Here is a 19,481-nt window from a genome sequence, read left to right as displayed (position 1 = left end):
TGTGAGCAATAAAGGGCGACCTGCTGGTCGCCCTTGTGCTGTTTAGGCAGTTAACAACTGATTCATACGACGAATAAACTGGTTCGGATCGTCCAGCGTACCGCGTTCAGCCAGCAGCGCCTGGTCGAGCAGCAGTTCCACCCATTCGCCAAAGCGGCTTTCATCCTGGGTATCCGCCACACGTTTCACCAGCGTATGATCCGGGTTCAGTTCAAAGATGTATTTCACATCCGGCACTTCCTGGCCCGCCGCCGCGAACAATTTCGCCATCTGGGTGCTCATTTCGTTGGCATCGGTGGTGACAATCGCCGGCGTATCCGTCAGACGATGGGTTAAACGCACCTCTTTGACACGCTCGCCCAACAGGGTTTTCACGCGATCAACGAACGGCTCCAGCGCTTTTTCCGCTTCTTTCTGTTCTTCGGTTTCTTCGTCGGCCAGTTTGCTCAGCGACTCATCCGCTTTGCTCACCGACTGGAAGGTTTTACCGTCAAACTCGGTGAGGTAGCTCATCATCCATTCGTCGATACGATCGGACAGCAGTAGCACCTCGATGCCTTTTTTGCGGAACAGCTCCAGATGCGGGCTGCTTTTAGCGGCGGCATAGCTGTCAGCGGTGATGTAGTAAATCTTGTCCTGACCTTCCACCATGCGGCTCAGGTAGTCGTCCAGAGAAATCGTCTGCTCGGCACCTTCGCTTTGCGTGGTGGCAAAACGCAACAGCTTTGCAATCTGCTGCTGGTTGGCATGATCTTCGGCCGGGCCTTCTTTCAGTACCAGGCCGAACTCTTTCCAGAACTGCTGATATTTTTCCGCGTCATCTTTCGCCAGTTTTTCCAGCATTTGCAGGCTACGCTTGGTCAGCGCACCGCGCAGGCTTTGGGTCACGCGGCTGTCTTGCAGAATTTCACGCGAAACGTTAAGCGGCAGGTCGTTGGAATCAATCAGGCCACGCACGAAACGCAGGTAGTTCGGCATAAACTGTTCGGCGTCGTCCATGATAAACACGCGCTGGACGTAAAGTTTCAGGCCGTGTTTGTGGTCGCGGTTCCACATGTCAAACGGGGCGCGTGCCGGGATATACAGCAGGCTGGTGTACTCCTGCTTACCTTCGACGCGGTTGTGGCTCCAGGCCGCAGGCTCGCTGAAGTCATGGGCGATGTGTTTATAGAATTCGTGGTACTCTTCGTCGCTGATCTCAGCTTTGTTGCGCGTCCACAGTGCCTGGGCTTTGTTGATTTTTTCCCAGCTGGTGGTGTCGCTCTCTTCATCTTTGCTTTCGATCTCGACCGGCAGCGCGATGTGATCGGAATATTTGCCGATGATGCTGCGCACACGCCAGGCATCAAGGAATTCATCCTCGCCTTCACGCATATGCAGGGTGATCTCGGTGCCGCGATCGGCTTTCTCGATCTCAGCCAGGGTATATTCACCCTCACCGGCCGATTCCCAGAACACACCTTCTTCGGCGCTGGCACCGGCGGCGCGGGTACGCACGGTGACTTTATCAGCTACGATAAATGCCGAGTAGAAACCGACACCGAACTGACCAATCAGCTGGCTATCTTTTGCCTGGTCAGAACCCATCGACTCCAGAAACGCTTTGGTGCCTGATTTAGCGATGGTGCCGAGGTTCTCAATCACCTCATCACGACGCATGCCGATGCCGTTATCACTCAGCGTCAGCGTACGATTTTCCTTGTTGACCGAGATCCGCACGCGCAGGTCGCCGTCGCCTTCGTACAGATCCGGTGACGACAGCGCGCGGAAGCGCAGTTTGTCAGCCGCATCGGAGGCGTTGGAGATCAGTTCACGCAGGAAAATCTCTTTATTTGAATAGAGGGAATGGATCATCAGGTGCAGAAGTTGTTTTACCTCTGACTGGAAGCCACGCGTCTCTTGTCCTTTCATGGTCATTGCTACCTCAACTGAATCGGGTTGATCGAACGTTGAGGAAGAGATGGGGATGGTGCGGAGAATTTCAAGCCGGTATCAAGATTGATACCGGCAAGTGATTAAAATTTAATCTTGTGACGTCCAGCCAGCGAGTGCGACAGCGTGGTGCCATCGACCATCTCCAGCTCACCGCCCACCGGCACGCCGTGTGCAATGCGGCTGGCATCCACGCCGTACTGGCTGCACAGCTCGGCGATATAGTTGGCCGTGGCTTCTCCTTCCACCGTGGGATTGGTCGCGAGGATCACTTCCTGCAACGTTTCCTGCTCCAGGCGCTGCTCCAGACGATCCAGCCCGATATCCTGCGGGCCGATACCATCCAGCGGCGACAGGTGGCCCATCAGCACAAAGTAGCGACCTGCGAACTGGCCGGTCTGCTCAATGGCGTGGATATCCGCCGGACTTTCCACCACGCAAATCTGGCCGTTTTGTTGACGACGCGGATTGGCGCAGATGGTGCAGATCTCCTGCTCGGTGAACGTGCGGCAATCGGCACAGTGGCCGATTTCCGACATCGCGCGCGTTAACGCCTGCGCCAGGCGCATGCCACCGCTGCGATCGCGCTGCAACAGATGAAAGGCCATACGTTGCGCCGACTTCGGGCCAACCCCCGGCAGACAACGCAGCGACTCCATCAAGGATTCAAGCAGTGGACTGGTTTGCATCAGAACGGCATCTTGAAGCCTGGCGGCAGCTGCATACCGGCAGACACAGAAGCCATTTTCTCTTTCTGCGTTTCATCGATACGGCGTGCGGCGTCATTGAACGCGGCAGCGATCAGATCTTCCAGCATATCTTTGTCATCTTCCAGCAGGCTCGGATCCACTTCCACGCGACGGCAGTTATGCGCGCCGTTGATGGTCACTTTGACCAGGCCAGCACCTGATTCGCCAGTGACTTCCAGCGCGGCGATCTCTTCCTGAACTTTGGCCATTTTGTCCTGCATCTGCTGGGCCTGTTTCATCAGGTTGCCCAATCCGCCTTTTCCAAACATAGTCTTCTCTCTCTGCTGGGGCTGCGTCGCGCGCTCATCGCACGGCAGCATGTTCATACGGGTCGAATACTCTCTTCATCCAAATCCGCGTCAAAGAAACGACGCAAGGTCTGAATGTGGGTATCGCTAATGATCGACTGACGCGCCTGCGACAGTTTCTCTTCATAAATGGCCTGACGCCATTCCAGTGGCGTCAATACCGCGGAATTATCGTCTTCAATAATGGTCAGTTCAACCGTCTCACCTGCCGCATGGCTGAGTGCCTCGGCCAATGCCTGGCGCGCACCACCTGAATTCAGATGACGCTGGCTGCTGCGCAAATGCAGACACACCTGATTATCGCCCTGCTCTTTCCAGGCGTTCAGCGCCAGTTGCTGCACCAGCTTTGGCAACGTCAGAGCGGCGATTTCCGCCGCCCAGGCATCGCGCTGCTGCGCTTCTTCCGCCAGACGTTGCGCCAGCTCAGGGGTTTTCTCATGCTCCAGCGCTGAACGCAAGGCTTTTGGCGTCGCGACCGGCTCAGCGATCACCTCGGTCGGCGTTTGCGCTTTCCAGCGATAGGCTTCCGGTTTTGCCGCCGCTTTTACCGCCGGCTCACTTGCTCGTTGCTGCACCCGTTCCGTGACATTCGCCAGGCGCTCCAGTGCCGCATTAGCCGGCCGCGCGGAACGCGCTGCCGGCTCACTCTTTTTTGCTTTGCTGGCTCCCTGACGCAATAACTGCGTACGGGCCTGTAACAACTGGCTGGTGGCATCCGACAGATTTTCCGGCGCAGGGGCCATATCAGGATAATCGGCAGGAATCGGCGGCGCTTCAGTCTGCGGCGGTGCCATTTGTGGTTGCGCCGCCACTAACGGTGCAGCAACCGGAGCCGCCTGCGGCGTCAGCACCGGACGTGCAACCGGTTCGGCAATCAACGCCTGCGGGTGAAACGCCAGCGCACGTAATAACGTCATTTCCACACCCAGACGGCGATCCGGTGCCAGCGGCAGATCTTTACGCCCCATCAGCAGCGTCTGGTAATAAAGTTGCACGTCGGCTGGCGGCAATACCCGCGCCAGTTCGCGCAGACGTTGCGCCTGGTTGACTTCATCCTCGCTGAGCGAGCCAGGCAACAGTTGTACCATGGCGATACGGTGCAGCAGGCGCAGCATTTCCACCAGCAAGGCTTCCCACTCGACGCCGCGTGACGCCGCCTGGTTCAGCAGCGCCATCACCTGTTCACCGTTGCCTTCGCTTAGCGCTTCAATCAACGCTAACGGCTGTTCATCGTCCAGCGTGCCGAGCATCTGTGCCACGCTATCACGCGTCACGCTACCCTGCCCCATCGCAATCGCCTGATCGGTCAGGCTGAGTGCATCACGCATACTGCCTTCGGCAGCGCGCGCCAGCAGTTGCAACGCGCGCGGTTCGGCGGCGATCTGCTCCTGCTGTAAAATATGCTCCAGTTGCTGGCGAATCTGTTCGACATCCAACGCTTTGAGATGGAACTGCAAGCAACGGGATAAAATGGTGACCGGCAGCTTTTGCGGATCGGTGGTCGCCAGCAGAAATTTAACGTGTGATGGCGGCTCTTCCAGCGTTTTCAGCAACGCGTTAAAGCTGTGACGTGACAGCATGTGCACTTCATCAATCAGATAGACTTTGAAGCGACCGCGCGCTGGCGCGTATTGCACGTTATCGAGTAAATCACGGGTGTCTTCAACTTTGGTGCGCGACGCCGCATCGATCTCAATCAGATCGACAAAACGTCCCTGCTCGATTTCACGGCAGTTATCGCACACGCCACAAGGCGTCGAGGTGATGCCGGTTTCGCAGTTGAGGCCCTTTGCCAGCAGACGCGCAATCGAGGTTTTACCTACGCCACGGGTGCCGGAAAAGAGATAAGCATGATGGATTCGTCCCAGTGACAACCCGTTGGCCAGCGCAGTCAGCACATGTTCCTGACCGACTACGTCAGCGAAAGCCTGGGGACGCCATTTTCGCGCAAGTACCTGATAGCTCATGTGGATTCGATCACTGGATTTGGTTGAGTTGGCACAGCGGCACGACTAAGGAGCCGAGGCCCGCTGTCAGTCAAAAGGGGAAAAACGCTGCTTTGCAAACCCTGTTTATTTTGGCAGTAGTTTAACAGCCAACACCCAAGATGCCTATAACTTTGCGGAGATGCGCCCCGTCGGATAACGGAGCGCGCTGGCCTTAGTGGCCGGGGAAATTAACCAGGCTGAAGCAATCGAGGCCCATCGCTTTCAGACGCGCTTCGCCACTCAGATCAAACAGGTTAATAATGAAAGCAGCATCTTTCACCTCACCGCCTGCACGACGGATCAGTTTCACGGTAGCTTCGATGGTGCCACCGGTCGCCAGCAGATCATCTACCACCAGCACCACGTCACCCGGCTGGATAGCATCCTGATGCAATTCCAGTGTGTCGGTACCGTACTCCAGTTCATAGCTTTCGCTAAAGGTGGCTCGCGGCAGTTTGCCCGGCTTACGCACCGGCACAAAACCCACGCCTAAACCCAGCGCGACCGGCGCGCCAAACAGGAAACCACGCGCTTCCGTCCCCACCACTTTGGTGATGCCTTTGTCACGATAACGCTCAACGAGGATGGCAATCGACGCCGCATAGGCTTGCGGGTCTTCCATCAGACTGGTGACGTCACGGAACAGAATGCCCGGTTTGGGGTAGTCAGGAATGCTTTTGATGCTGTTTTTAATGAGTTCAAGCTGCTGAGCAGTTGCGGTCATAGTGTTACGCCTGGTGAAATCTCTATTTCGCGCAGCTCCCATAGCGCCATTACCCGGAGGACCGGGTTAAGCGAAGTCAGTTCACAAAGGGAAGCCACGCACGAAGAGGCCCAAATCTAAGCAAATGGTCGCCTAAATGCAACCCTGTCGCTACGTTTCACGTTCGTCTGTACTTTCTGCCACCACCGGAATCCGCCACATAAACAGCAGCAAGATGCACAACATCACGCCAAGCATAATGCGCACCCACCACAGATGAACCAACCAGATGGACACAGCAAAGGTAAGGATAATCAGCAGCATGGCACGACCTTTTGCTCCAGGTGGCATCGCACGATGGCGCTGCCAGTGGCGCAGATAACGACCAAAAGGTGAACGCCATAACAACCAGTGATGGAAACGCGGTGAGGAACGGGCAAAACACCAGGCCGCCAGCAACACAAATGGCGTGGTAGGTAATAAAGGTAATACAATCCCCAGCGTGCCCAGCACAATTGCCAGCCAGCCAAGGCTCAGTAATAAAATGCGTTGCATAACGGATGCCTGATAAAATCGATACCGCGCTACGTTAACACAGTCGGGAAAAGAGTGATGCCCTTGCCACGCCCACAACAACGTCTTCAATCCACGCTGGTACTGCTGCGCCAGCAAATCGCTCAGCAACCAGATGGGAGCTGTCGGCAGCCGCGTTTTGATGCGCAGTTGTTCCACTGCAAGGGAACACGCCTCGCCGACTATCTGCAAGAGCTGGAACACAACATCGCCCAGCTCAGCGCCGCTGATCAGGACGCCACGCGTCGGCAGTGGCTGGCCGATAAAGTCGTGGATCAGATTGCTGCTTTACAACGTGAGTGCCAGAGCCAGCAACTGCGCGTAGCGCGTGAACGGCCACGTACTGATGTCAAACAACAGAAACGTGAAGAGTATCGAGGTTATGAGACGCGGTTGCTGGCGATGATCGCCGAACGTGAGCAGCATCTGCAACATGCCGAAACCTTGAGCGTCCAGCAGCAATTGATTCGTGAGCTGGAGCAGCTTCAGGTGCGTCTGGGACGCTGTCGCCAGGCCATCCACAAGCTGGAGCTGCAATTTACCGCACGGTAAGCGCCGTGATCTTTCCTCTATACTCATCTCTCCTGAGATGAGGAGTTGCATATGGCTTTTATCGCCTGGATTTTGACCGGTCTTGCCGCCGGCTGGCTAAAACGGGTGCTATTTCCCGGACGACCTGGTGGCTTTATCGTTACGCTGATACTGGCGGTGATAGGTGCGCTGATCGGCGGTTATATCGCCAGTTATTTTAACGCGGGCGACATGGTAACCCTTAGCGTGGCGACCCTGGGCATGGCACTGGCTGGCGCCGTGGTGATGCTGCTGGTGGTGATGAAATTACGTATTTAGGAGAGACAATGTCACTGGAAACGGCACCAGACGAAATCAAACTGGCAGTGGATTTGATTCAACTACTTGAGGAGAACCAGGTGCCCACCACCACGGTGCTGGCCGCGTTGGCAATTGTCCGACGCGATTATGAACAGAAACAAGCCGCAGAAAAATCCCCGTAACAGCGCGATTTATGAAGCGCGCCGTTACGAATGAATACCGTTGGATAATGTTGGGCTGAAGCGCAACATATCCAACAGGGCTTCAACCAGGCCCGGCGCTTCTGCCGCCAGATCAAAACTTTCCGGGGTAAACAGCCAACTTTCCATCATGCCATTAACGTAGGCGCGCATAATCAACGCTGCCTGACGGGTGTTGAGGCTGCCGGGCAACTGGCCCGCATCAATGCACGCACGCAGCACCTCTTCTATTCTGTCGTAACATTCCAACAGTAAGCTTTGCTGCATATTCTGCAAGGTTGCCATTTCACCCACAAATTCGCATTTATGGAAAATGATCTCCATTAGTGCGCGTCTTTTGGGATCCTTTGCAGTAGCGTCAAGGATATAGATCAACATCGAACGCATAACAGAGAGTGGATCGTCGGGGTATTTTGTTTGATACTCAAGTTCCACATCGTCAAGCCCAGCGTCACATTGCAACCAGATTTCATGTAACAGATCGGCTTTATTCTTGAAATGCCAGTAGATGGCTCCCCGCGTGACGCCGGCAGCCGCAGCGATATCCGCCAGTGATGTGGCGGCAACACCGTGTTCTGAGAAGTGAGCTAACGCGGCATCAAGAATTTGATTACGCGTTTCAAGTGCTTGTGCTTTGGTTTTTCGTGCCATAGCGGACTTTTTTTACAAACTGGCAAGTTTACATACATTTGTGAATGTATGTACCATAGCACGACCCGTGTTTTAACGCAGCAATGGGTTTAACGGTTTGTGATCCATTGATCATTTGATATCGGACACTCGAGGTTTATTTATGAATAAAAACAGAGGATTAGCCCCTCTGGCGGCCGTCCTGATGCTTTCAGGCAGCTTTGTATTGACAGGATGTGATGATAATAAATCCCAGCAAGCCGCCCAGCAGCAGCCCCCTGAAGTGGGTGTTGTGACGTTAAAAAACGAGCCACTGAAAATCACCACTGAACTCCCTGGTCGTACTTCGGCTTTCCGTGTTGCGGAAGTTCGCCCTCAGGTCTCAGGTATCATTCTGAAGCGTAACTTTGTTGAAGGCAGTGACGTGAAAGCAGGGGTTTCCCTGTATCAGATCGATCCCGCTACCTATCAGGCGGCTTATGACAATGCAAAAGGTGCCCTGGCGGAAGCGCAAGCCAATGCGCGCATCGCAGATTTGACGGTTAAACGCTATAAGCCGCTGCTGGGTACCAAGTACATCAGCCAGCAGGATTATGACACCGCCGTCGCTACCGCCGCGCAGAATGCCGCAGCCGTACAGGCCGCACAGGCGAACGTGGAAAGTGCCCGCATTAATCTGGCATACACCAAGGTGACCTCCCCGATTAGCGGACGCATTGGTAAATCTTCCGTGACGGAAGGTGCGCTGGTTTCGAGTGCGCAGACTACCGCGCTGGCTACCGTGCAGCAGCTCGATCCGATGTATGTTGACGTGACCCAATCCAGCGATGATTTCCTGCGTTTGCGCGCCGAGCTGGAAGCCGGTCAGCTGAAACAGACCGACGGCAAAGCCAATGTTGTTCTGTTGATGCAAAACGGCAGCACCTACTCACAGGCCGGTACGCTGGAGTTCTCCGACGTGACCGTCGACGAAACCACCGGCTCGATTACCCTGCGAGCGATCTTCCCGAACCCGGATGGCCGCCTGTTGCCTGGCATGTTTGTCCGTGCGCGTCTGGATGAAGGTACCAATCCGAGTGCGTTGCTGGTACCTCAGCAGGCAGTAACCCGTACCCCAACCGGTCAGGCCACAGCCATGGTGGTCGGAGCCGATAACAAAGTTGAATTGCGCAACCTGACAGCCAACCAGGCGATTGGTGATAAATGGTTGGTGACCGAAGGATTGAAAGCAGGCGATCGCGTGATCACCGTCGGTCTGCAACGTGCCAAACCCGGTGCGCAGGTAACACCACAAGAAGTATCAGACGACACGAAAGCCGCTGCCGCATCTCAGGCACAGTCTGAAAAATCGTCTTCATAAACAGGAGCCGTTAATACATGGCTAAGTTTTTTATCGATCGCCCCATTTTTGCGTGGGTAATCGCCATCATCATTATGTTGGCGGGTGCGCTATCGATCATCAGTCTGCCTATCGAGCAATATCCTAATGTTGCGCCGCCGGCAGTTGAGATCCAGGCCTCCTACCCGGGTGCTGATGCGAAAACGCTGCAAGACTCGGTGACCCAGGTCATCGAACAAAATATGAATGGTATCGATGGACTGATGTATATGTCCTCGAGCAGTGACTCGTCCGGTACCCTGACCCTGACCCTGACTTTCCAGTCCGGTACGGATGCGGATATCGCCCAGGTTCAGGTGCAGAACAAACTGCAACTGGCGATGCCGTTGCTGCCCCAGGAAGTTCAGTCGCAGGGGATTCAGGTTAAAAAATCCTCCAGCAGCTTCCTGATGGTGGCCGGTTTTGTCAGTGATGATCCGAACATGACGCAGAACGATATCTCGGACTACGTTGCGTCGAACATCAAAGATCCGATCAGCCGTACTCCTGGGGTGGGTGATACCCAGGTATTTGGTGCGCAGTATGCGATGCGTATCTGGCTTGATCCGCACAAACTCAACAACTTCCAGCTGACACCGGTCGATGTGATCAGCGCACTGACAACCCAGAACACCCAGGTGGCCGCCGGTCAGTTAGGTGGTACACCTCCGGTGCCCGGACAGCAGTTGAACGCCTCGATCATTGCTCAGACCCGTCTGACATCGACCGACGAGTTCGGCAACATTCTGCTGAAGGTCAACACCGATGGTTCGCAGGTGCGTCTGCGTGACGTGGCGAAGATTGAGCTGGGCGGGGAAAACTACGACATCATCGCCCGTTATAACGGTAAACCCGCTTCCGGTATCGGTATCAAGCTGGCGACCGGCGCTAACGCCCTGGATACCGCTGATGCGGTAAAAGCCGAGCTGGCGAAGCTACAACCGTTCTTCCCGGCCGGCCTGAAAGTGGTTTATCCGTATGACACCACGCCGTTCGTTAAAATCTCCATCTTCGAAGTGGTGAAAACCCTGATGGAAGCGATCGTGCTGGTGTTCCTGGTGATGTATCTGTTCCTACAGAACTTCCGCGCCACGCTGATCCCGACCATTGCAGTACCGGTCGTATTGCTAGGAACCTTTGCGATTATCGCCGCCTGCGGCTACTCGATAAACACGCTCACCATGTTCGGGATGGTGCTCGCCATCGGCCTGTTGGTGGATGACGCCATCGTGGTGGTAGAAAACGTTGAGCGTGTGATGGCCGAGGAGGGGCTGCCGCCCAAGGAAGCCACGAAACGATCGATGGAGCAGATTCAGGGCGCGCTGGTGGGTATTGCGCTGGTGCTCTCCGCGGTATTTATTCCGATGGCCTTCTTTGGTGGCTCTACCGGGGTTATTTATCGTCAGTTCTCCATCACCATCGTGTCAGCGATGGCCCTGTCGGTGCTGGTGGCGTTGATTCTGACGCCTGCGCTGTGCGCAACCATGCTGAAACCCGTAGAGAAAGGCAGCCACGGCAAAACCACCGGTTTCTTCGGCTGGTTTAACCGCCTGTTCGATAAGAGCACCCATCACTACGTTGATAGCGTTGGTCATATCGTACGCAGCACCGGTCGTTACCTGGTACTTTATCTGATCATTGTTGTCGGCATGGCGTATCTGTTCCTGCGTCTTCCTACCTCGTTCCTGCCGGAAGAGGATCAGGGGTTGCTGCTGGCTCAGGCGCAATTGCCTGCCGGTGCGACTCAGGAACGTACGCAGAAAGTGCTCGACCAGGTGACGGATTACTTCCTGACTAAAGAGAAAGACAGCGTGAACTCGGTGTTTACCGTTAACGGCTTCGGCTTTGCCGGTCGTGGACAGAACACCGGTATCGCCTTCGTCAGCCTCAAGCCGTGGGACGAGCGTGGCAGTGCCGACATGAAAGTGCCTGCCCTTGCCGCTCGTGCGATGCGTGCGCTGGGTTCCATCAAAGATGCGATGGTCATTCCGTTCAACCTGCCGGCGATTATCGAGCTGGGTAACGCCACCGGTTTCGACTTCCAGCTCATTGATCAGGGTAACCTGGGACATGAGAAGCTGACCGAAGCACGTAATCAGCTGTTCGGTATGATCGCTCAGCACCCGGATACGCTGGTGGGCGTGCGTCCTAACGGCCTGGAAGATACTCCGCAGTACAAACTGATTATCGATCAGGAAAAAGCGTCGGCGCTGGGTGTCTCGCTGTCTGACATCAACACCACGCTGGGTGCGGCATGGGGTGGTTCCTACGTCAACGACTTCATCGACCGTGGTCGCGTGAAGAAAGTGTACGTTATGGGGCAGCCAGATTCACGTATGCTGCCGGATGACGTCAGCAAATGGTATGTACGTAACAGCGCCGGTGAGATGGTGCCATTCTCTGCCTTCTCCAGTGCGAAGTGGCAGTATGGTTCACCACGTCTGGAACGTTATAACGGCCTGCCGTCGATGGAAATTCTCGGCCAGGCTGCACCGGGTAAAAGCTCCGGTGATGCCATGAACCTGATGGAAGAACTGGCGGCGAAACTGCCAGCCGGTATCGGCTATGACTGGACGGGTATGTCCTACCAGGAACGACTTTCCGGTAACCAGGCTCCGGCGCTGTACGCCATCTCGTTGATTGTGGTGTTCCTGTGTCTCGCTGCGCTGTATGAAAGCTGGTCGATTCCGTTCTCGGTAATGTTGGTGGTTCCGCTCGGCGTGGTGGGTGCGTTGCTGTTCACTACCCTGCGTGGTCTGAGCAACGACGTCTACTTCGTGGTGGGTCTGCTGACTACCATCGGCCTGTCGGCGAAGAACGCCATCCTGATCGTGGAGTTCGCCAAGGACTTGATGGAGAAAGAAGGCAAAGGCCTGGTGGAATCAACGCTTGAAGCATCCCGTATGCGTCTGCGCCCGATTCTGATGACCTCGCTGGCCTTTATCCTCGGCGTGCTGCCGCTGGCGATCAGTACCGGTGCCGGTTCTGGCGCACAGAACGCGGTAGGTACAGGCGTGATGGGCGGCATGGTCACCGCAACCGCGCTGGCAATCTTCTTCGTGCCGGTGTTCTTCGTGGTGGTACGTCGCCGTTTCAGCAAGAATAAAGCTGAACTGGAACAAGGCCATCCGGTTAACCATAGCCACTAAGATTTTCCCTTCCTTAAAAGGCCGCTGATGCGGCCTTTTTTTTTGCTTTCAGCACAACCCGCGCGATAAATCGCGCCGCTACGGGGCAGGTACGGCATCGTGGGTGGGGCGATAAATCGTAACGCTACGGGGCAGGTGCGGCATCGTGGGTGGGGCGATAAATCGTGACGTTACGGGGCAGGTGCGGCATCGTGGGTGGGGCGATAAATCGCTCCGCTACGAGTTGCATTGTGGGACGCTCAGGTTCATACTATTGTTATATTATAACATTACATAAAGCGAGAAATTATGAAACCTGATATCCATCCCCACTACCGCCCGGTGGTGTTCCACGACACTACGGCGAATGAATATTTCAAAGTCGGCTCCACCATCAAAACTGAACGTACTATCGAATTTGAAGGCGAAGTGCTGCCCTATGTCACACTCGATGTCTCTTCAAAATCGCATGTGTACTACACCGGCAAACAGAAAGATTTTGCCAAAGAAGGCAGCGCGGCACGCTTCAACCAGCGTTTTGGTCGTTTCCTCGGTCGCGGTAAGGCATAACGGAGCACCACATGCAGGTATTGAGTTCATTGCGTTCAGCGAAGACCCGTCACAAAGATTGCAAAGTCGTGCGTCGTAAAGGTCGTATCTATGTGATCTGTAAAACCAATCCGCGCTTTAAAGCGGTACAGGGAAGAAAGAAGAAAAAACGTTAGGATGGTGTCGTGATAATTGGCCGGGTTAATACCCGGCCTTTTTTATTACTGCATACTTTTCAGCATGGCATTCACGTTGTGCTTGAATGCTGCTTCATAACTGGCGGCCGGACCATTGGCTTCCGACAGCGCTTCCGGATACAGTTCACCACCCGGTTTGGCGCCGGTTGCGCTGGCAATCTGCTTCACCAGACGCGGATCGGTCTGATTCTCCATAAAGTAGGTATTGATGTGCTCAGCCTTAAGCTGTTTGATAATCGAGGCGACATCGCTGGCGCTGGCTTCCGCTTCCGTTGAGAAACCGACCGGGGCGAGGAATTCCACGCCATAGCGCTGGCCAAAATAACCAAACGCATCATGGCTGGTCAGCACTTTGCGTTTATTCTGCGGTACAGCGGCAAAGGATGTTTTTGCCCAGCTATCGAGTTTCTGTAATTGCTGGATATAGTTTTCGCCCTGTTTACGAATGGCGGCGGCATCTTCCGGATCGGCCTTGATTAACGCGTTCATAACGTTAGTGGCATAAATCACGCCATTCGCCATGCTGTTCCACGCGTGCGGATCGGTAATGGTTTTACCATCATCCACCATTTGACGGGTATTGATGCCGGTTGAGGCCACCACCAGCGTGCCTTTGTAACCTGATGCGCTCACCAGTCGATCCATCCAGCCTTCCAGCCCCAGACCGCTGACGAACACCACATCCGCCTGCGCCAGTGCCTGGCTATCCTGCGGAGTGGGTTCAAAAGTGTGAGGATCGCCATTTGGCCCCACCAGCGATTTAACTTTAACGTGATCGCCACCAACTTGTTTCACGATATCCGCCAGCACGGTAAAACTCGCTACCGCATCCACCGTTTTTGCCAGCGCCAGCGGGCTGATCAACATGGCACCCAACGCCAGGCTAATCGGTAACTTCTTCATACATATCCCCTTATTGGTTTCGTTATCGGCGGCGCAGTAAACCGCCACATGGTCCTGTCAAAACAGAAAGCAAAAAAAGTCCGGCGGCACTCAGCACCACCGCCGGCCCCGCAGGCAGTGAGTAATGCCACGACAACATCAGCCCGATCAGCGCAGCGATCACTGCCAGCAACATGGCAACGCCGAGCATGCAGGCGAGATGGCGACTCCAGAAACGGGCGCTGGCGGCGGGCAACATCATCAATCCCACCGACATCAAAGTGCCCAGCACCTGAAAACCGGCCACCAGATTGAGGACCACCAGAGTGAGAAAAATGCCGTGCACCAGAGGGGCACTCCATTTGCCCTGTGCGCGCAGAAAATCGGGGTCGAAGGCGTCTATCACCAGCGGACGATAAATGATCGCCAGCATCAGTAACGTGAAGGCAGCAATACCGCCGACCAGCACAATTGCTGCGTTATCCACCGCCAGTAGCGAGCCAAACAGCACATGCAGCAGGTCAACGCTGGAACCGCGTAGTGACACCAGGGTGACCCCCAGTGCCAACGAACCCAGATAAAAACCGGCAAAGCTGGCATCTTCTTTAAGCGGGGTATATCGGCTGACAGCACCGGAGAGAAGCGCAACGGCCAGACCGGCAATCAAGCCACCAATCCCCATTGCCACCAGCGACAAACCAGAGATGAGATAGCCAATCGCTGCGCCAGGCAGCACCGCGTGAGAAAGTGCATCGCCAATCAGGCTCATGCGTCGTAATGAGAGAAACACACCCAGTGGTGTGGCACTCAGCGCCAGCGCCACACAGGCCACCAGAGCACGGCGCATAAAACCGAATTCGATGAAAGGTTGCAGTAAGGTCACGATGCCACCTTCTGCAACAGAGAGACCCGGGCGGATTCAACTGCATCCAACGACAACACATCCTGAAAATAACGTTCAACCAAAGGACGGTCATGCAATACCACCAACAAGGTGGTGCCTGCCTGTTGCTGCTGTTGCAGGATTGACATCAATAAGGTCACGGTCTGGCTGTCGATACCATTAAAGGGTTCATCCAGCAGCCACAACTTGCTGCGTTGCAGCATCAGGCGGGCGAATAACACGCGCTGTAACTGACCTCCTGACAAGGTGGCAGGCTGTGCATCCGCGAAATCACGCATCTGCACCGCATCAAGCGCCGCATCAATCTCTTTGCGTAGCGCGCGGTTAATCGCGCCAAACCAACCACAACGCGGCCAGCACCCCATCGCGACCAACTCATAGGCCGTGACAGGGAAGCGCTTTTCCAACTCGGTACGCTGTGGCAGCCAACCCAGCTCTTTACGGGAAACCTTCAGCTCACAACGCCCTGAAATCGGCGTCAGTAAACCGGCGATGGTTTTCAACAGCGTCGATTTTCCGCTGCCATTGGCGCCAATCAACGCCGTCATACTGCCTGCTACCAACTCACCGTTGATCGTTGGTGTAACCCTTTGCCCTTGATAACCAGCCTGCAAGTGGTGAAAACGCATCATTTTTGCATGCCCCACACAATAGCCAATCCCAACAGGGCAACCAACAGCAGCGCGACCAGCAAGCGCCCGCCTAGCGACAACAGTAATCCACTATGATTCATACAGTACAACCAAGATGTTATAACATAACAATACACTATCAGACTCTTCTGTCGGTTAGTCAGGGGGAAAGTGTTTCAAAAGTTAACCAGCGTTATCCAGCATCCTCCCTCACCTTTCGAATTCGCCTCCTTCTCATGACCTCCCGTAATGCAATCCATCACAACAATAGCTATTTATGCTTAAGGTGAGCTTGCAATGTTTGTCAGAAACCCCAATGATAGAAACAACAGCCTTTATACCGGGTTAACGATGCAGGCCATTATTCATTGTGATATTGCGGTCGGTGAGGATAACTGCACAAAGTTGCAGGCATTAATTCAAGGGAATATTCTCAAAATAGCCTCAGCGCTGGCGGGTGATTTACAATGGTATTCACAAAATGCGCGATTAGTTCCCGAGAGTTTTCGCATTATTTCCATCAAGATTATCGCTAATAATCGATTTAAAATGCTTTACGATTTCCAGTGGAATTTATTTAGTCCCTGTCAGGATTTAAATGAAACCTTTACACGTCAGGAAGATGTTCTGTTTCATATCCAGCCGGGCGCACTGGTGTTCGAAGTGATAGACAATACACGCCCTTCACCCGCCGATGAATTGTAATATTTGGTAATGGAGGTGAGCAAAACTAATGAATCTGGATTATATTTGAGGAGTCGCTGAATTCATTTTATTCGTGATCGCTTCCTGGCCACTTTTCCAAATCTCGCCGCGCTGCGGTAACCGTGCTAGCTATGGAGGGGAAAAAGATGGACGAATACTCACCGAAACGGCATGATATTGCCCAGCTTAAATTTCTGTGTGAGAACCTGTTTGACGAAAGTATGGCAACATTAACTGACAGTCATCATGGCTGGGTTAATGATCCTACTTCTGAAAGCAATTTACAGCTCAACGATTTGATTGAGCATATCGCGTCTTTCACGATGAATTACAAAATTAAGCATGTTGAAGATGAAGCACTGATAACGCAAATCGATGAATATCTTGACGATACCTTTATGTTGTTTAGCAGTTACGGAATCAATACTCAGGATCTTCAACGTTGGCAACGTTCAGCACGACGCTTATTTAACCTGTTTGCCGAAGAGTGCGCTTTTCTACAGCAACCCAGCCATTCCTTTTAGCATCAGAGTGAGAACGATTTATTTATGAGCAATCAAGCCTTAACCAAAACCGATTATTTGATGCGACTGCGCCGCTGTCGCTCAATCGATACCCTTGAGCGGGTGATTGAAAAAAACAAGTATGAATTGTCCGATGACGAGTTAGCGGTATTTTACTCGGCTGCCGATCACCGCCTTGCAGAGCTGACGATGAATAAGCTCTACGATAAAGTGCCCGGATCTGTCTGGAAGTTCGTCCGCTAAGTATTTCCCTTCTCTTGCCCAGCCTGTTGCAGCAACCGATTTTCAGGGATTGACCTTTCACTGGCAAAGGAGTGCCAGCAGCACGCTATTGATTGAATTTAAGGGGATTTTTTCGAGGCAGAAATGGTGGAGGCCCTGCCAGCTACATCCCGGCACACGCGTCGCCTGCTGCGGCTGCTTCCTTCCGGACCTGACCGAGTTCACAAGTTAGCATTGCGGGAGAACCAACAGGGCCCCCATTGACTAGCCCTCATTACGAGAGCGCTGGCATTATCAGGTAAGCCCCCGGCAATTGCAAGCAAACGCCGGATGACCGTTGTTTTCTTGAACAGACAGGCGATTATACCTGCCCTGGTTCATGTTAAAGTCTGCCCTTTGCGGTTATTCAGGACGACCCAATGAGTGAACACGATAGCTTTCCGCAGCGCGTGTGGCAGATTGTTGCCGCCATTCCCCCCGGTAAAGTGATGACCTATGGTGATGTCGCCCGTCTGGCTGGCTCCCCGCGTGCGGCACGTCAGGTGGGTGGCGTGCTGAAACGTCTCCCGCCCGGCAGCCAGTTACCCTGGCATCGAGTCCTGAATCGTCACGGGCGTATTTCGCTACAGGGTGATGATTTGTTTCGTCAGCGCGATGCGCTGGAAGCTGAAGGGATCGAGGTGAGTGATGCGGGAGAAATTGAACTGGCGCGATATCGTTGGGATCAGGATTGATACCCGGTACACATTCGTCCCGGTGCGATAAATCGCGCCGGGACGATATCCGTTTACATACTGGTCGCAGCAGGCACTGAAGACGATGGTGTCACCTGCGTTGGGGAGGTAGACGGCACGGTCGTTGCCGCACCAGGCTGCGTTGGCATCGCCATATTGGTGGTAGGCACCAGCAACAATTCGACCTTGGTTCCGCCCTGATTAATCACCGGTTTCACCGTATCAGTGATAAACGCCAGTCTGCCATCAATGGCTATTGCTGCACTCAACAGAATGCGTGCGTTCGGCTGGATATCTGCCGGGTTAAAGGGCAGCACAAACTGGAACGGTGCCTGTTTACCCTCGGTACGCACCACATGCTGCGCCAGCACTCGGGATGGCGCATCGGACTGTGAGGCATCTGACAGAGTCACCGTCAGCACCGCATCCGGCGGTAACGCAATACGCTGGCGAATATAAATGGAGCCACTTACATTCGGCTGCGCAATGGTCGTTTGCTGTCCGGCAACCGTTGCACCCAACGTTGGCGTTGCCACCGGTTTGCTGTGATCCGCGCACCCTGCGACCGCCACAGCCAATGTCATACCGCTAATGATTTGCCAGAGTTTCATTGATGTCGTCTCCTTATGAACACTATGATTGTCGGCGGGAAAAAATAATGTGCAGCTATTCCACCGCCGAATGCCCTTAATTCTGGCACAAGAATCCGCAATGCGCTTAAGACGGGTCTTAGATTGCTGAAACCACGGCAAAAAGATTGACGACAACTGGTCGGATCTTTCACACTTGCCCGACCGGTATCACTGAGGAATCCGTTATGAGCCAGGCACTGCACAACCTGCTTAATTTGTTGAATCTGGAAAAACTGGAAGAGGGATTATTTCGCGGTCAAAGCGAAGACCTCGGCCTGCGTCAGGTGTTTGGTGGTCAGGTGGTTGGCCAGGCGCTTTATGCAGCGAAACAGACAGTGCCGGAAGCACGTATCATTCACTCATTCCATAGTTACTTCCTGCGTCCGGGCGATAGCCAGAAAGCCATTATCTATGATGTGGAAACTCTACGGGATGGCAAAAGCTTTAGCGCGCGCCGCGTCAGCGCTGTGCAAAATGGACAACCGATCTTCTACATGACGGCCTCGTTCCAGGCACCGGAAAGCGGATTTGAGCATCAGAACAGCATGCCACAGGTCCCCGCCCCGGATAATTTGCCATCGGAACAGGATCTGGCGCATAAGCTGGCAGCGCATCTGCCGATTAAATTACGGGAAAAATTCCTCTCTGAACGTCCACTCGATATTCGTCCGGTGCAGATTCACAACCCGCTGAAAGGCCGTGTTGATGAGCCGGTACGTCAGGTGTGGGTGCGTGCTAACGGTCAACTGCCGCAGGATCGCCGAATTCACCAATATCTGCTTGGCTATGCATCAGACCTCAACTTCCTGCCTGTAGCGCTTCAGCCGCACGGCAAAGGCTTCCTTGAGCCCGACATGCAGGTCGCGACTATCGACCACTCAATGTGGTTCCACCGCCCGTTCGACCTGTCAGAATGGCTGCTGTATAGCGTAGTCAGCACCTCAGCATCAGGTGCACGCGGGTTTGTACGCGGGGAGTTTTTTACTCAGGATGGCACGCTGGTGGCAACCACGGTGCAGGAAGGGGTGATGCGCCAACGCAGCGAATAAAAAAAGGGGCGATGACTCGCCCCTTCTGCTT

The 19,481-nt window shown here is 54.3% G+C and carries 23 protein-coding genes, 1 other RNA gene and 1 other annotated feature; of the genes, 12 read left to right on the top strand and 12 right to left on the bottom strand.

Features of this window, described 5'->3' with window-relative positions; genetic code table 11:
- Window positions 1-42: 42 nt before the first annotated feature.
- The 6 genes from htpG to AC6I8R_RS05140 all read right to left on the bottom strand — a co-directional run bounded on the left by htpG (window position 43) and on the right by AC6I8R_RS05140 (window position 6,235).
- A complete protein-coding gene (htpG, locus tag AC6I8R_RS05165; protein ID WP_208724972.1) occupies window positions 43-1,917 on the bottom strand; it encodes a molecular chaperone HtpG in 1,875 nt (624 codons plus the stop codon).
- A gap of 98 nt (window positions 1,918-2,015) precedes the next feature.
- Entirely contained in the window at window positions 2,016-2,621 is a 606-nt protein-coding gene (gene recR, locus AC6I8R_RS05160; RefSeq protein ID WP_208724971.1) for a recombination mediator RecR, read from the bottom strand.
- The gene (locus tag AC6I8R_RS05155; RefSeq protein WP_021182290.1) at window positions 2,621-2,950 is read right to left on the bottom strand and encodes a YbaB/EbfC family nucleoid-associated protein; all 330 of its coding nucleotides are present in this window, start codon (window positions 2,948-2,950) and stop codon (window positions 2,621-2,623) included. The genes recR and AC6I8R_RS05155 overlap by 1 nt, the downstream gene beginning before the upstream one ends.
- A 53-nt stretch (window positions 2,951-3,003) precedes the next feature.
- A complete protein-coding gene (gene dnaX / locus AC6I8R_RS05150; RefSeq protein WP_497831977.1) occupies window positions 3,004-4,956 on the bottom strand; it encodes a DNA polymerase III subunit gamma/tau in 1,953 nt (650 codons plus the stop codon).
- Window positions 3,601-3,662: a sequence feature (DnaX frameshifting element), on the bottom strand. It overlaps the preceding gene by 62 nt.
- Window positions 4,957-5,149: 193 nt before the next feature.
- On the bottom strand, window positions 5,150-5,701 hold the full coding sequence (gene apt, locus AC6I8R_RS05145; protein WP_013508166.1) for an adenine phosphoribosyltransferase: 552 nt from the start codon (window positions 5,699-5,701) through the stop codon (window positions 5,150-5,152).
- Between the two features lie 150 nt (window positions 5,702-5,851).
- Complete coding sequence (locus AC6I8R_RS05140; protein ID WP_021182287.1) at window positions 5,852-6,235, bottom strand: DUF454 family protein; 384 nt, start codon at window positions 6,233-6,235, stop codon at window positions 5,852-5,854.
- Between the two features lie 57 nt (window positions 6,236-6,292).
- Between AC6I8R_RS05140 and priC the strand changes: the two genes are divergently transcribed.
- The 3 genes from priC to rsmS are packed head-to-tail and all read left to right on the top strand — an operon-like array spanning window position 6,293 to window position 7,266.
- The gene (gene priC / locus AC6I8R_RS05135) at window positions 6,293-6,805 is read left to right on the top strand and encodes a primosomal replication protein PriC (protein WP_415174724.1); all 513 of its coding nucleotides are present in this window, start codon (window positions 6,293-6,295) and stop codon (window positions 6,803-6,805) included.
- A 51-nt stretch (window positions 6,806-6,856) separates the two neighbouring features.
- Entirely contained in the window at window positions 6,857-7,102 is a 246-nt protein-coding gene (locus AC6I8R_RS05130; RefSeq protein WP_021182285.1) for a GlsB/YeaQ/YmgE family stress response membrane protein, read from the top strand.
- A gap of 8 nt (window positions 7,103-7,110) precedes the next feature.
- Window positions 7,111-7,266, top strand: a complete 156-nt coding sequence (rsmS, locus tag AC6I8R_RS05125; RefSeq protein WP_021182284.1) for a pleiotropic regulatory protein RsmS — start codon at window positions 7,111-7,113, stop codon at window positions 7,264-7,266.
- A 24-nt stretch (window positions 7,267-7,290) separates the two neighbouring features.
- On the opposite strand, the gene acrR is transcribed toward rsmS, so the two are convergent.
- A complete protein-coding gene (acrR, locus tag AC6I8R_RS05120; RefSeq protein ID WP_021182283.1) occupies window positions 7,291-7,935 on the bottom strand; it encodes a multidrug efflux transporter transcriptional repressor AcrR in 645 nt (214 codons plus the stop codon).
- Window positions 7,936-8,077: 142 nt separating this feature from the next.
- Between acrR and AC6I8R_RS05115 the strand changes: the two genes are divergently transcribed.
- From AC6I8R_RS05115 to ykgO, 4 genes are all read left to right on the top strand, one after another.
- The gene (locus AC6I8R_RS05115; RefSeq protein ID WP_021182282.1) at window positions 8,078-9,274 is read left to right on the top strand and encodes an efflux RND transporter periplasmic adaptor subunit; all 1,197 of its coding nucleotides are present in this window, start codon (window positions 8,078-8,080) and stop codon (window positions 9,272-9,274) included.
- 17 nt (window positions 9,275-9,291) lie between these two features.
- Entirely contained in the window at window positions 9,292-12,441 is a 3,150-nt protein-coding gene (locus AC6I8R_RS05110; protein WP_415174725.1) for an efflux RND transporter permease subunit, read from the top strand.
- 288 nt (window positions 12,442-12,729) lie between these two features.
- A complete protein-coding gene (locus AC6I8R_RS05105; protein WP_021185821.1) occupies window positions 12,730-12,990 on the top strand; it encodes a type B 50S ribosomal protein L31 in 261 nt (86 codons plus the stop codon).
- Between the two features lie 11 nt (window positions 12,991-13,001).
- Window positions 13,002-13,145: a type B 50S ribosomal protein L36 gene (gene ykgO, locus AC6I8R_RS05100; RefSeq protein WP_013508157.1), complete on the top strand. Its 144-nt coding sequence runs from the start codon at window positions 13,002-13,004 to the stop codon at window positions 13,143-13,145.
- Between the two features lie 45 nt (window positions 13,146-13,190).
- Here the strand turns inward: ykgO and AC6I8R_RS05095 are convergent, their stop codons facing one another.
- From AC6I8R_RS05095 to AC6I8R_RS05085, 3 genes are read right to left on the bottom strand one after another with little or no spacing between them, the layout of a single operon-like run.
- On the bottom strand, window positions 13,191-14,069 hold the full coding sequence (locus AC6I8R_RS05095; protein ID WP_415174726.1) for a metal ABC transporter substrate-binding protein: 879 nt from the start codon (window positions 14,067-14,069) through the stop codon (window positions 13,191-13,193).
- Between the two features lie 22 nt (window positions 14,070-14,091).
- Window positions 14,092-14,931 (bottom strand): metal ABC transporter permease, encoded by an 840-nt coding sequence (locus tag AC6I8R_RS05090; RefSeq protein WP_021185823.1) that lies wholly within the window; start codon window positions 14,929-14,931, stop codon window positions 14,092-14,094.
- Window positions 14,928-15,584, bottom strand: coding sequence for a metal ABC transporter ATP-binding protein (locus AC6I8R_RS05085; RefSeq protein ID WP_415174727.1), 657 nt, complete (start codon window positions 15,582-15,584; stop codon window positions 14,928-14,930). The genes AC6I8R_RS05090 and AC6I8R_RS05085 overlap by 4 nt, the downstream gene beginning before the upstream one ends.
- A 351-nt stretch (window positions 15,585-15,935) precedes the next feature.
- Here AC6I8R_RS05085 and AC6I8R_RS05080 point away from each other — a divergent pair, with 351 nt between their 5' ends.
- The 3 genes from AC6I8R_RS05080 (at window position 15,936) to hha (ending at window position 17,056) form a co-directional block, all read left to right on the top strand.
- Window positions 15,936-16,289 carry a hypothetical protein gene (locus AC6I8R_RS05080; RefSeq protein ID WP_208725495.1) on the top strand — a complete coding sequence of 118 codons (354 nt, stop codon included), beginning with the start codon at window positions 15,936-15,938 and terminating at the stop codon, window positions 16,287-16,289.
- Between the two features lie 146 nt (window positions 16,290-16,435).
- The gene (gene tomB, locus AC6I8R_RS05075) at window positions 16,436-16,813 is read left to right on the top strand and encodes an Hha toxicity modulator TomB (RefSeq protein ID WP_021185827.1); all 378 of its coding nucleotides are present in this window, start codon (window positions 16,436-16,438) and stop codon (window positions 16,811-16,813) included.
- Window positions 16,814-16,837: 24 nt separating this feature from the next.
- The gene (gene hha, locus AC6I8R_RS05070; RefSeq protein ID WP_013508151.1) at window positions 16,838-17,056 is read left to right on the top strand and encodes a hemolysin expression-modulating protein Hha; all 219 of its coding nucleotides are present in this window, start codon (window positions 16,838-16,840) and stop codon (window positions 17,054-17,056) included.
- Between the two features lie 133 nt (window positions 17,057-17,189).
- Here hha and ffs read toward each other — a convergent pair.
- Window positions 17,190-17,286: signal recognition particle sRNA small type (gene ffs, locus AC6I8R_RS05065), an RNA gene on the bottom strand.
- 168 nt (window positions 17,287-17,454) lie between these two features.
- On the opposite strand from ffs, the gene AC6I8R_RS05060 reads away from it, so the two are divergent.
- Entirely contained in the window at window positions 17,455-17,769 is a 315-nt protein-coding gene (locus AC6I8R_RS05060) for an MGMT family protein (RefSeq protein WP_013508150.1), read from the top strand.
- A gap of 53 nt (window positions 17,770-17,822) precedes the next feature.
- On the opposite strand, the gene AC6I8R_RS05055 is transcribed toward AC6I8R_RS05060, so the two are convergent.
- Window positions 17,823-18,380, bottom strand: coding sequence for a YbaY family lipoprotein (locus AC6I8R_RS05055; protein ID WP_021185828.1), 558 nt, complete (start codon window positions 18,378-18,380; stop codon window positions 17,823-17,825).
- Between the two features lie 206 nt (window positions 18,381-18,586).
- Between AC6I8R_RS05055 and tesB the strand changes: the two genes are divergently transcribed.
- Window positions 18,587-19,450: an acyl-CoA thioesterase II gene (gene tesB / locus AC6I8R_RS05050; protein WP_021185829.1), complete on the top strand. Its 864-nt coding sequence runs from the start codon at window positions 18,587-18,589 to the stop codon at window positions 19,448-19,450.
- Window positions 19,451-19,481: the final 31 nt, after the last annotated feature.

This window comes from Pantoea sp. X-Soil-OKNW-713, from assembly GCF_059730685.1.
This window is presented reverse-complemented; position numbering and strand designations above follow the sequence as displayed.